General features: G+C 64.0%; 12 protein-coding genes. 8 read left to right on the top strand and 4 right to left on the bottom strand.

Features of this window, described 5'->3' with window-relative positions:
* Both Q8N40_RS18505 and Q8N40_RS18500 read left to right on the top strand, forming a co-directional pair.
* A partial coding sequence (locus Q8N40_RS18505; protein WP_305712840.1) for an aldehyde dehydrogenase family protein occupies positions 1-935 on the top strand: 935 nt, incomplete at its 5' end.
* A gap of 121 nt (positions 936-1,056) precedes the next feature.
* Positions 1,057-2,658 (top strand): GMC family oxidoreductase, encoded by a 1,602-nt coding sequence (locus Q8N40_RS18500; RefSeq protein WP_305712839.1) that lies wholly within the window; start codon positions 1,057-1,059, stop codon positions 2,656-2,658.
* Positions 2,659-3,414: 756 nt separating this feature from the next.
* Here the strand turns inward: Q8N40_RS18500 and Q8N40_RS18495 are convergent.
* From Q8N40_RS18495 to Q8N40_RS18485, 3 genes are all read right to left on the bottom strand, one after another.
* Positions 3,415-4,320, bottom strand: a complete 906-nt coding sequence (locus Q8N40_RS18495; RefSeq protein ID WP_305318943.1) for a hypothetical protein — start codon at positions 4,318-4,320, stop codon at positions 3,415-3,417.
* A 127-nt stretch (positions 4,321-4,447) separates the two neighbouring features.
* The gene (locus tag Q8N40_RS18490; RefSeq protein ID WP_305712838.1) at positions 4,448-4,600 is read right to left on the bottom strand and encodes a hypothetical protein; all 153 of its coding nucleotides are present in this window, start codon (positions 4,598-4,600) and stop codon (positions 4,448-4,450) included.
* A gap of 280 nt (positions 4,601-4,880) precedes the next feature.
* On the bottom strand, positions 4,881-5,642 hold the full coding sequence (locus Q8N40_RS18485; protein WP_305318945.1) for an SDR family NAD(P)-dependent oxidoreductase: 762 nt from the start codon (positions 5,640-5,642) through the stop codon (positions 4,881-4,883).
* A gap of 179 nt (positions 5,643-5,821) precedes the next feature.
* On the opposite strand from Q8N40_RS18485, the gene Q8N40_RS18480 reads away from it, so the two are divergent.
* From Q8N40_RS18480 to Q8N40_RS18455, 6 genes are all read left to right on the top strand, one after another.
* The gene (locus Q8N40_RS18480; RefSeq protein WP_305318946.1) at positions 5,822-6,604 is read left to right on the top strand and encodes an SDR family oxidoreductase; all 783 of its coding nucleotides are present in this window, start codon (positions 5,822-5,824) and stop codon (positions 6,602-6,604) included.
* On the top strand, positions 6,605-7,594 hold the full coding sequence (locus Q8N40_RS18475) for an NADPH:quinone reductase (RefSeq protein ID WP_305712837.1): 990 nt from the start codon (positions 6,605-6,607) through the stop codon (positions 7,592-7,594).
* Positions 7,595-7,623: 29 nt separating this feature from the next.
* Entirely contained in the window at positions 7,624-8,472 is an 849-nt protein-coding gene (locus Q8N40_RS18470) for an MBL fold metallo-hydrolase (protein ID WP_305712836.1), read from the top strand.
* Positions 8,473-8,681: 209 nt separating this feature from the next.
* Positions 8,682-9,524 carry a fumarylacetoacetate hydrolase family protein gene (locus Q8N40_RS18465; protein ID WP_305318949.1) on the top strand — a complete coding sequence of 281 codons (843 nt, stop codon included), beginning with the start codon at positions 8,682-8,684 and terminating at the stop codon, positions 9,522-9,524.
* A 193-nt stretch (positions 9,525-9,717) separates the two neighbouring features.
* A complete protein-coding gene (locus tag Q8N40_RS18460) occupies positions 9,718-10,335 on the top strand; it encodes a glutathione S-transferase family protein (protein WP_305318950.1) in 618 nt (205 codons plus the stop codon).
* Between the two features lie 15 nt (positions 10,336-10,350).
* Positions 10,351-11,220 carry an MBL fold metallo-hydrolase gene (locus Q8N40_RS18455; protein ID WP_305712835.1) on the top strand — a complete coding sequence of 290 codons (870 nt, stop codon included), beginning with the start codon at positions 10,351-10,353 and terminating at the stop codon, positions 11,218-11,220.
* Between the two features lie 39 nt (positions 11,221-11,259).
* Here the strand turns inward: Q8N40_RS18455 and Q8N40_RS18450 are convergent.
* Positions 11,260-11,463: methylated-DNA--[protein]-cysteine S-methyltransferase (locus tag Q8N40_RS18450; RefSeq protein ID WP_305712834.1), on the bottom strand; the 204-nt coding region annotated here is incomplete at its 5' end.

Raw genomic sequence — 11,463 nt, 5'->3', positions numbered from 1 at the left:
AATTCGATCGCACCGAGATGATCGTCACCGGTATCGAGGACGATATCGCGAAGGCGTTCGCGTCGCTGCCGTTCGACCATCTGATCTTCACCGGCTCGACCCGGGTCGGCCGCCTCGTCGCGGAAGCCGCGGGACGCAATCTGACGCCGGTGACGCTCGAACTCGGCGGCAAGTCGCCCGCCATCGTCGATCGCTCCGCCGATATCACCGAGGCCGCCGAGCGCATCGCCTACGGCAAATTGCTCAACGCCGGCCAGACCTGCATCGCGCCCGATTATGCGCTGGTGCCGGAAGCGTCCGTGCAGGAGTTCGCCGACAGGGCGCAGGACAGCATGCAGCGGATGTTCGGGACCGATCCCGCCAACAAGGATTACACCTCCATCATCTCCGACCGGCATTACGCCAGGCTCGAAGGCCTGGTGGCGGACGCCGCCGCCAGGGGCGCCAGGATCATGCAACCGACCAGCCCTCACGATCCCGCCTGGAAATCGAAGCGCAAGTTTCCGCCGACCATCGTGGTCGGTGCGACGGCCGAGATGGCGATCATGCAGGAGGAAATTTTCGGGCCGCTGCTGCCGATCATGGGTTACCGGGAGGCCAGCGAGCCGGTGGCCTATATCAACAGGCACGACCGGCCGCTGGCGTTGTACTGGTTCGGCAAGGACGACGCGGCGCGCGACGAGGTGCTGGACCGCACCGTCTCCGGCGGCGTAACCGTCAATGACTGCCTGTTTCACTTTGCCCAGATGTACCAGCCGATGGGCGGCGTCGGCGCCTCCGGCACCGGCGCCTATCACGGCGCATGGGGTTTTGACACGCTGAGCAAGCTGAAGCCGGTATTTTATCGCTCAAGGTTCAACCGCCTCGCCGATCTCTATCCGCCCTATGGCGCCAAAATCGCGCGACTGGAAAAGCTGCTGCGATTCATGTCGTAATGGTCAAGACCGTCGTTCCGGGGCGATGCAAAGCATCGAACCCGGAATCTCGCGAGATTCCGGGTCTGGTCCTTCGGACCACCCCGGAATGACGAACAAAAAAACAACGGGGGGAATACGCGTGACCGATACATATGATTTCGTGGTGGTGGGGGGCGGCTCGGGCGGCTGCGCGGTGGCAGGAAGGCTCTCCGAGGATCCCAAGACCTCGGTGGCGGTGCTGGACGCCGGCGGCAGGAACGACAATTGGGTGGTGACCACGCCGTTCGCGCTGGTGCTGATGGTCGCCGGCAACGTCAACAACTGGGCCTTCAACACCGTGCCCCAGAAAGGCCTCAACGGCCGCATCGGCTATCAGCCGCGCGGCAAGGGGCTCGGCGGCTCGTCGGCGATCAACGCCATGGTCTATATCCGCGGCCACCGCAGCGACTACGATCAATGGGCCTCGCTCGGCAATCCCGGCTGGTCGTTCGCCGACGTGCTGCCCTATTTCAAGCGCTCCGAGAACAATGCCGACTTCGGCGGCGAGTATCACGGCAAGGACGGGCCGCTGTCCGTCAACAAGCTGCGCACCGACAATCCGGTGCAGCAGACCTTCCTGCAGGCGGCGCAGGAAGCGCAGTTTCGCCTGCGCGAGGACTTCAATGCCGACGAGCATGAAGGCCTCGGCGTCTACCAGGTGACGCAGAAGAACGGCGAACGTTGCAGCGCGGCGCGCGCCTATATCCATCCGCATATGGGCAGCCGCGCCAATTTACGCGTCGAAACCCGCGCGCACGCCACCCGCATCCTGTTCGAAGGCAAGCGCGCGGTCGGCGTCGAATACCGCCAGGGCAAGGAGCTGAAGCAGATCCGGGCGCGGCGCGAGGTGATCGTCTCCTCCGGCGCGTTCCAGACCCCGCAACTGCTGATGCTGTCGGGCGTCGGCGACGCCATGGCGCTCGGCAAACACGGCATCGAAAGCCGGCATCATCTGCCCGGCGTCGGGCAGAACCTGCAGGACCATCCGGATTTCGTGTTCGGCTACATGTCCGACAATCCCAATTTCAACGGCATCTCGCTGAAGGCCCTGCCGCGGCTGCTGCGCGCCATCGGCCAGTACCGGCGCGAACGCCGCGGGCCGATGACCTCGAATTTCGCCGAGTGCGGCGGTTTCCTGAAAACCAGCCCCGACCTCGACGTGCCCGACATCCAGCTGCATTTCGGCATGGCGCTGGCCGACGATCATGGCCGCAAGCGCCACAACGGCACCGGCTTCACCTGCCACGTCTGCCTGCTGCGGCCGAAGAGCCGCGGCAACGTCGCGCTCGGCAGCGCCGATCCGTTGGTGGCGCCGCTGATCGATCCGAATTTCTTCGGCGATGCTGCCGATCTCGAAACCATGGTCGCAGGCTTCAAGGTCACGCGGCGACTCATGGAGACGCCATCGATGCGCGCCCTGCAGAAAAAGGACATGTACACCGAAGGCGTCGAGACCGACGACCAGATCCGCGAGCTGCTGCGCCAGCGCGTCGATACCGTCTATCACCCGGTCGGCACCGCCAGAATGGGCAGCGACCCGATGGCCGTGGTCGACGCCAGACTGAAAGTCCACGGGCTGCAAGGCCTGCGCGTCGTCGACGCCTCTGTGATGCCGACCCTGATCGGCGGCAACACCAACGCGCCGACCATCATGATCGGCGAGAAGGCCGCGGACATGATCAAGGCAGAGATGCGGGCATGATCGAGACGCCGGTCCAGGAGCGACCGCCACGTTGCCAACCCGCTCCGAACCGGTCGTGGTTTTAATTGCAGCGCTGATACGGAACAAAGGAGTCGGCCGGCCGTTGCAGCAGGGTTATTGAAGCGGAGACCAACGATGCAAAACCGACTGGCGGCCTATCTCGTGTTATCCTGCGCTGCTCTCGGTTTCACACTTGCAACCTCCGCTGCGCCGGCGAGCGCGGGTGACCAGGCTGCGAAGGCAGCGGACACGTCGACAGTCAGGCCGTCCAGCGACGCGGCCACGAAGCCCGATTGCGCCTCGCAGGTCTGGCCGCATTTTTCCAGCGCCTGTTTGCGGGGCGACAGTGCCCAGGTAAATGTGCGACAGGTCCATCTCACGACCGCTTCGCGCCCGTAAACCGGCTTCTTGCTCGCGTCAGGCAGCTTCAGGCTCCCGGTGCATACTCTGGCCAGGGTTTTCCTGCCGCGCGCGCTGTGCGACTTACCTCACCCCGGTTCCAATCCAGGCCAGAACCGGCGTCCGGCTTCGGATGACCTATCCGCAACCCGGTCAGCGAATGCATTGAAGGCAACGCGTGAGCCTTGCGGCAGCCGTCTCCACAAGCTCAACGAAGAAAGCCGGCACATGTGCCGGCTTTCGACGTTTATGATGATCCGGCTACCTGAGCAGCAAGAACAGAAGAATCAGGGGAATCGGTATTCCAACCAGCCAAAGCAGAATAGGCATCTCAGTCTCCTTCGTTGAATGATCGCTTCACCAGAAGCGGTGCCCGGCGAACATGGGGATTCGATCTTCATCCCGGTGCCGACCGCCCGCCGCCGCCGACGCGGTCGCCGCAACGAGACTGATGAGCAGCGACATCGCGGCAATGAACGCGGTGATCAGGGCCGTCTTGCGGGCTTTATCCGCCTGCTCCCTTGCCTTCACCTCAAGGTCACGGGCTTCCATAACCGCGGCATCGACCCGCTTTTGGGCCTCGGCTTCGGGCAGTCCGGTCCTCGACGCCACGATTTGCGTCAGATAGGCACGATCGCGTGACGTCAGCGCCTGGTTCTTGATGGCGCCGGCAAAGATCCGACCGGTTTCGGCGCGCAGCGCCTCATCGTTCGACGTGTTTGTGGCCCGTGCATCATTCGCAGTACCGGACGCCTGACCCGGCTGCGGCCGCAGCATGAGATCGACGGCGTAGTCGGCCGGGCCCATCGCCAGACCGGACTTGGACATATTGCCGGACGCGGCGCCCGCCGCCACGGTCGAAGCCGATTCGACACCGGTCTTGGCCGCACCAAGTCCGACGATCGCCAGCACCGCGGCTCCCATCAGGACACCGACGGCCCACACCATAAACCCGTGCGTGCTGTCTCGAAAAGCGCCTTCGGAGGAACGGGAATCCATCCAGCGGGATCGCATGCGACCGGCCAGATATCCGCCTGCGGCGAAGCTGCCGATTTGAACCAGCACCATCCACCAGGCAAGGGCGAGCGCCACCACCCACAGTTTAGCGCCCGTCCCGGGCCAGGGCGAAGTGAGAGAAAGGCCGACCGCGCCGCCAAATGTCAAAAGGAGAAAAGATAGTGCCGCCGCTGCTATTGCGCCGGCCAGGATGGGCCCCCATTCGAGGTAGCTCGGCTTCGCAGCAGCCGTATCGGTGATAGCCATTTTGGGTATTCCTCTGATTGATTAACGAAGCCCGATAAGGGAAAGGACCGCCATTACGACGACGACAAGACCAACTAGATAAATGACACCGTTCATTGCTGTTCTCCTGTTGCTGATGTTGATTGGATTACTTCGCGCCGGGAATGCTGATCGTGAAGCTCGGACCAGAGTTGCCCATCTTTCCGGTCGCCATCAGAACCGCGGCGCCGATAAAGATCACCAAGACTACCCCAACCAGAACTCCCAAAATCCCACTCGCCGAGTCACCGCCGTCTGCCATCGAACTTTCTCCATGTGGTTTTCAACGCGGTTCCAACGACATGGAACAGAGATGGTTCCCGCTGTCGCGATGCCCAAACATGAAAAACCGATCCGAGGAAATCGGAAACTTTTTCGGCAATCTCGACGGTTGCGATTGATGAACGCAGGGCAATGGGCGGTGAGGTTTGCGCCCAAGCTTCATGCCTGCTGAACAAACGCGAAACGATTTGCAGTGCACGCAAGTCGAGTGAACCGGTGCATTCAGTTCACGTTTTTACCTGGAGACGCGTGGCGAAGCGTCACGTCAGCAAGAAGCCGCCGTCCACCGTCACCACGCTGCCGGTCATGTAGCGCGACGCATTCGACGCCAGCAGCATAATCGCGCCGTCGAGATCGGATTCGGCGCCGATCCGCCGTTGCGGAATTCGCTTGGCCAGTTTCTCGCCCGCAGGCGTGACCCAGAATTCGTGGTTCATCTCGGTATCGATATAGCCCGGCGCCAGCGCGTTGACGCGGATACGGTTGCCGGCCAGTTCCAGCGCCATCGATTTGGTGGCCTGGATGATGCCGGCCTTGGAGATGGTGTAGGGCGAGAGGAACTTCATCACGCCGAAGCCGAGCACCGAGGCGATGTTGACGATATTGCCCTCCTGCCGGCGCGCGATCATCCGCCGCGCCAGCTCGGTCGCGGTGAAATAGGCGCCCTTCAGGTTGGCGTTGATGACGGCGTCCCAGTCCGCCTCGGTCTGGTCGACCGCGAGCTTTTCGATGGCGATGCCGGCATTGTTGATGAGGACGCTGACCGGCCCGAGCGCGGCCTCGGCGCTGTCGATTGCGCGGGCGATCGAGGCGGTATCGGTGACATCCATCTGCACCGCGACGGCGCGGCCGCCTTTTCTGCGAATTTCATCCTCCAGGCTCTTCAGCTTGGCGGTCTGGCGCGCCGCCAGCGCCACCGCGGCGCCCTCGGCGGAAAGCACGCGGGCGAACTGCCGGCCGAGCCCCTGGCTGGCGCCGGTGACGAGAATGACTTCCTGGCTGACGTCGAACAGACCGGACATGAGGATTCCTCGGGGGGCGCTTTCGGGCGTCCGTCATACGGCGATTTTGACCGGGTGCAAAGCAGGGTTGCCGATATGCGTTTCGGCGGTGCGGGGTCCCCTTATCAAGGCCGCCGAGGTTGGCTACAAGGGGCTGGACCAGACCTCAAAAAAACACCAGACATAACGGGAGTGAGACAGTGGATCTTGGAATTAAAGGCCGCCGCGCCATCATTTGCGCATCGAGCAAGGGCCTCGGCCGCGCCTGCGCCATGCAGCTCGCCAGCGAAGGCGTGCACGTCACCATGACCGCGCGCGGCGCCGAGGCGCTGAAGCAGGCCGCCGACGAAATCCGCAAGGCCAACCCCGGCGTCACCGTGACCGAAGTGGTGGGCGACATCACCACGCCCGAGGGCCGCGCCGACGTGCTGAAGGCCTGTCCCGATCCCGACATCCTGATCAACAATGCCGGCGGCCCGCCGCCCGGCGATTTCCGCAACTGGACCCGCGACGACTGGATCAAGGCGCTCGACGCCAACATGCTGACCCCGATCGAGCTGATCAAGGCGACGGTCGACGGCATGATGGCCCGCAAATTCGGCCGCATCGTCAACATCACCTCGGCCGCGGTCAAGGCACCGATCGAGATTCTGGGCCTGTCGAACGGCGCCCGCGCCGGCCTCACCGGCTTTGTCGCGGGAATCGCACGCAAGACCGTGATCAACAACGTCACCATCAACGGCTTGCTGCCGGGTCCCTTCAATACCGACCGGCTGCGCGGCACGGCCAAGGGTGAGGCGGACAAGCGCGGTCTGCCGGTTGACCAGATTCTGGCGGAGCGCGCCAAGCTCAACCCGGCTGGGCGTTTCGGCGACGCCGATGAATTCGGCCAGGCTTGCGCGTTCCTCTGTGGCGCCAAGGCAGGCTTCATCACCGGCCAGAACCTCCTGATGGACGGCGGCGCCTTCCCGGGCACGCTGTAAGTGAAGGCTGTCTGGTATGAGCGCACGGGCGCTGCACCCGATGTGCTTGATTTCGGCGACATGCCGACGCCAACGGCCGGCCCGGGCGAAGTCAGGATACGGCTGGAAGCCTCCGGCGTGAACCCGGCCGATGTCGGCCGCCGCGCCGGCAGCTATCGCGCGATGGAATATCCCCGCGTGATCCCGAACAGCGACGGCGCCGGGATCGTCGACCAGGTCGGCGGCGGCGTCAGCCGGCTCGGCGTCGGGGAGCGGGTCTGGCTGTTCAACGGCCAGCGCAACGGCCGCGCCTTCGGCACCGCGGCCGAGTACATTACAGTGGCCGAACAGCTGGTGACGCCGCTACCCGCCGACGTGTCGTTCGCGGCCGGCGCCACCCTCGGCATTCCCTGCATGACCGCGTGGTGCGGCCTGTATGGCGACGGATCGGTCACCGGCCAGACCGTATTGATCACCGGCGGCGCCGGCGCGGTCGGGCATTATGCGGTGCAACTGGCGAAATGGGGCGGCGCGCGCGTGATCGCCACGGTCAGCTCGGCCTTCAAGGCGGAGCAGGCGCGGCTGGCCGGCGCCGACCTCGTGATCGACTACAAGACCGAGGACGTGGTCGCCAAGGCGATGGCCTTTACGGAAGGGCGCGGCGTCGATCGCGTGGTCGATGTCGATTTCGGCGGCAACATCGCCACCACCCTGAAGCTGATGGCGATGAATTCGACCATCGCGGTCTACGCCACCAACGGCAATCGCAGCCCAGTGGTGCCGATGCGCGAGTTGATGGAGCGATGCATCACGCTGCGCGCGCTGGTGCTGTTCGCGCTGCCGTGGCCGTTGCTGGCGGCGGCGCAGGCCGATATCTCGAAATGGCTCGCCGCGGGAAAACGCCTCCACAACATCGCGGCGCGGTTTCCGCTGTCGGAAACCGCCCGGGCCCACCTCACGGTGGAGAAGGGCGACAAGCTGGGGACGGTCGTGGTGGATTGCGCAAGGTAGAAGCTGAAACAAGAGACGGGGAACGCTGGATGCACTGGAAGATCGGCAAGGTCAGGATCACCAAGATCGTCGAGATGGAGACGGTCGGCAGCACCCGATTCATCCTGCCGCTAGCCACCAACGAGGAAATCCAAAAGCTGCCCTGGCTGATCCCGCATTTCGCGACCGAAGAGGGCCGCCTCAAAATGTCGATCCACTCGCTGGTGGTGGAGACCCCGACGCGGCGGATCGTGGTCGATACCGGGCTCGGCAACGACAAGGAAGGCCGCAAGGTGCCGACCTGGAATAACCGGAAAGACCCGTTCCTCGAAACCATGACGGCGGCGGGCTTTGCGCCTGACAGCATCGACACCGTGCTGTGCACGCATCTGCATGTCGACCATGTCGGCTGGAACACGAGGCTGGTCGGCGGTCAATGGGTGCCGACATTCGCCAAAGCGCGTTACGTGTTCGGCCGGACCGAATATGAGCACTGGCGCGACCACAGCGACGAGAGCGACAAGCTGGCCGTCTTCAACGACTCGGTCAAACCGATCGCCGATGCGGGCCGCGCCGACCTGGTCGCCAGCGACGCCAGGCTCGGCGACGAGATCACCCTGATCCCAACCCCCGGCCACAGCCCGGGCCATATGAGCATCCTCATCCAGTCGGAAGGCGAACAGGGCCTTTTGACCGGGGACGTCGCCCACCATCCCTGCCAGATGGCGCATCTCGACTGGTCGTCGACCGCCGATTCCGATCCGGTGCAATCGGCCGCAACGCGGCGTGAGCTGTTCGCGCGCTTCGCCGATACGCCGACGCTGGTGATCGGCGGGCATTTCAATGCCGGCCACATCCAGCGCGACGGCGACGCCTTCAAATACGTGGCGCTGGGGTGAGCCCTGTCGTGCTCCCTCATGGTGAGGAGCGCGTCTTCGTGCGTCTCGAACCATCTGGCACCATCCCTCGCCGCCATCCTTCGAGACGCGGCTCAACGGCCGCTCCTCAGGATGAAGAGACCAGCAATGCAGCGCGCAGCCATTGAATTTCCCCCCGCGCTGTTCCATGAAGCATCGAGGCAAGTAAGACCTTCAAAAGGGAGTGAGACATGAAGCTTGTTCGCTACGGGGCCAAGGGCCAGGAAAAGCCCGGCCTAATCGACAAATCGGGTCAGCTGCGCGACCTCTCCGCCCACGTGAAGGACCTCGACGGCGAGGCCTATTCGCCGGCCTCGCTCGCCAAGCTCGCCGGCCTCGATGCCTCGAAGCTGCCCGCCGTCGACGGCAAGCCGCGGATCGGGGCGCCGGTCGGCGGCGTACCGAAATTCATCGCCATCGGCCTCAATTATTCCGACCACGCCGCCGAAGTGGGCATGCCGATTCCCGCCGAACCCATCATCTTCATGAAGGCCATCAACAGCCTGTGCGGGCCCAATGATGCCGTCGAGAAACCGCGCGGCTCGACCAAGCTCGACTGGGAAGTCGAAATCGCCATCATTATCGGTACCCGCGCGAAGTACGTTACCGAGGCCGACGCGATCTCTCACGTCGCCGGCTATTGCGTCTGCAACGACGTCTCCGAGCGCAATTTCCAGATCGAGCGCCTCGGCCAGTGGACCAAGGGCAAATCGCACGACACCTTCGGTCCGCTCGGCCCCTGGGTCGCCACCAAGGACGAGATCGCGGACGTGCAGAAACTGTCGATGTGGCTCGACGTCAACGGCAAGCGCTGCCAGACCGGCTCGACCGCAACGATGATCTTTGGCGTGGCCAAGATCGTGTCCTACGTCTCGTCCTTCATGACGCTGATGCCCGGCGACATCATCACCACCGGCACGCCGCCCGGCGTCGGCTCCGGCATGAAGCCGCCAAAATTCCTCAATGTCGGCGACGTGGTCACGCTCGGCATCGAGGGCTTGGGCGAGCAGCGCCAGGAAATCGTCGCGGCGTGAGGTGCGCCGCCCTCATCCTGAGGAATGCGCTCTTCGCGCGCGTCTCGAAGGATGAGTCACAAGGACGGTCCCCTTCGCGGTGCGAAGGTGACGAAAGAGCAATCGCTGTTGCCCATCCTTCAAGTCGCCCGCCGCAAGCGGCGCGCTGCTCAGGATGAGGTTGTGATGTGGACGCAATCCCAGGAACATCAAAATGAAACTCTCCTTCTCCCCGGCCTCGCCGTTTGCCCGCAAGGTGCGGATTGCCGCGATCGAACTCGGACTGATCGACAAAATCGAATTCATCTCGGCCACCGTGGTGCCGGGGCAGCCCAATGACGAGTATTCGCGCATCACGCCGCTGAAGAAGCTGCCGGTGCTGATCCTCGACAATGGCGACGTCATTCTGGATTCCTATGTCATCGTCGAGTATCTCGACGAACTGGCCGGCGGCGGAAAGCTGGTTCCGGCGTCGGGCGCGTTGCGATGGAAGGTCAAGAGCGATCATTCCATGCTGCAGGGCATGCTGGATTCGATGCTGCTGTGCCGTTACGAGAAGATGGTGCGGCCGGAGCCGCAGCGCTGGCAGGCCTGGGCCGACGACCACTGGGCCCGCGCCTGGAATGGCATGGCGCGGTTCGAGAAGCAGGCCGAGATGCTGGCGCAGCCGCAGCTCGATATCGCGCAGATCGGTCTGGTCTGCGTGCTCGGCTATGCCGACTTCCGCTTTGCCGATTGCGGCTGGCGCAAGGCCTTCCCCAGGCTCGACGCCTTCCACGAGAGAATGCTGGAGCGCCCGTCGGTCAAGATCTCGGTGCCGCCGCCGGCGTAACGGGAAGGAATTGCCATGACTCTCAAATTTTCGGTCGGCGATCTCACCATCCACCGCCTGATCGAGCAGGAAACCACCTTCCTGCCGGCGCTGGAGATGCTGCCCGCCCTGACGCCGGAGCTGCTCTCGGAAAACCGGACGTGGATGCAGCAGGCCGGCGCGCTCGACGCCAGCGGCGTGCTGATCCTGTGTTTCCAGTCCTATGTCGTGAAGACGCCGCATCATACCATTCTGATCGACAGCTGCATCGGCAACGACAAGCCGCGGCCGCTGCGCCCGAAATGGAACATGAAGACCGACGACACCTATCTGCGTGCGCTGGCCGCGGCCGGATTTGCCGTCGGTGACATCGACTTCGTGATGTGCACCCATCTGCATGTCGACCATGTCGGCTGGAACACGCGGCTGGAGAACGGCCGTTGGGTGCCGACCTTTCCGAACGCGCGCTACGTGTTCGGCAAGGGCGAGTTCGACTACTGGACCGAACAGAACGCGAAGACCCCGGTGCCGCCGTTCGGCGACAGCGTGCTGCCCGTGGTCGAAGCCGGAAAGGCCGAGATCGTGCGCGACGATTACGCGATCGGCGATCACACGCGGATCCTGCCGACGCCCGGGCATACGCCGGGACATGTCGCGTTCACCTTCGGCCGCGGCAAGGACGACGCGGTATTTTCCGGCGATTTGATGCACTCGCCGCTGCAGACGCGCTATCCGGAGCTGTCGGCGAAGTTCGACGTCGATCAGACCGTGGCGGCCGCGACGCGGCGCGGCTTCCTGGAGCGCTATTGCGATACCGACACGCTGTGCTGCACCGCGCATTTCCCCTCGCCCTCGACGGGGAAAATTCGCCGGCTGGGCAACGGGTTTTCGTGTGAGGCGGCCTAGCTGCTTTCACCTCGCTCCGCTTGGGGCGAGGCAGAGGATTCAATCGAACAGGCTCGGCGTGTGATTGACCACCGCGCCTTCGATCGCCAGCATTTTCAGCTTGGTTACCACGCCGCCATTGGCCGAAAATCCGCCCGGCTTGCCGCCGGCGGCGAGCACGCGGTGGCAGGGGACCACGATCGGACAGGGATTGCGTCCGAGCGCCTGGCCGACGTCGCGCGACAGCTCGACGCCGCCAAGTTT

This window comes from Bradyrhizobium sp., from assembly GCF_030693485.1.
Taxonomy (GTDB): Bacteria; Pseudomonadota; Alphaproteobacteria; order Rhizobiales; family Xanthobacteraceae; genus Bradyrhizobium.
The sequence above is the reverse complement of the archived record's forward strand: the minus strand, read 5'-3'. Positions and strand labels throughout refer to the sequence as shown.

Excerpts from the sequence above, each read along its gene's own strand:
- Q8N40_RS18455 (WP_305712835.1), top strand. The coding sequence starts at position 10,351 with ATGACTCTCAAATTTTCGGTCGGCGATCTCACCATCCACCGCCTGATC.
- Q8N40_RS18485 (WP_305318945.1), bottom strand. The coding sequence starts at position 5,642 with ATGTCCGGTCTGTTCGACGTCAGCCAGGAAGTCATTCTCGTCACCGGC.
- Q8N40_RS18460 (WP_305318950.1), top strand. The coding sequence starts at position 9,718 with ATGAAACTCTCCTTCTCCCCGGCCTCGCCGTTTGCCCGCAAGGTGCGG.
- Q8N40_RS18470 (WP_305712836.1), top strand. The coding sequence starts at position 7,624 with ATGCACTGGAAGATCGGCAAGGTCAGGATCACCAAGATCGTCGAGATG.
- Q8N40_RS18465 (WP_305318949.1), top strand. The coding sequence starts at position 8,682 with ATGAAGCTTGTTCGCTACGGGGCCAAGGGCCAGGAAAAGCCCGGCCTA.
- Q8N40_RS18495 (WP_305318943.1), bottom strand. The coding sequence starts at position 4,320 with ATGGCTATCACCGATACGGCTGCTGCGAAGCCGAGCTACCTCGAATGG.
- Q8N40_RS18490 (WP_305712838.1), bottom strand. The coding sequence starts at position 4,600 with ATGGCAGACGGCGGTGACTCGGCGAGTGGGATTTTGGGAGTTCTGGTT.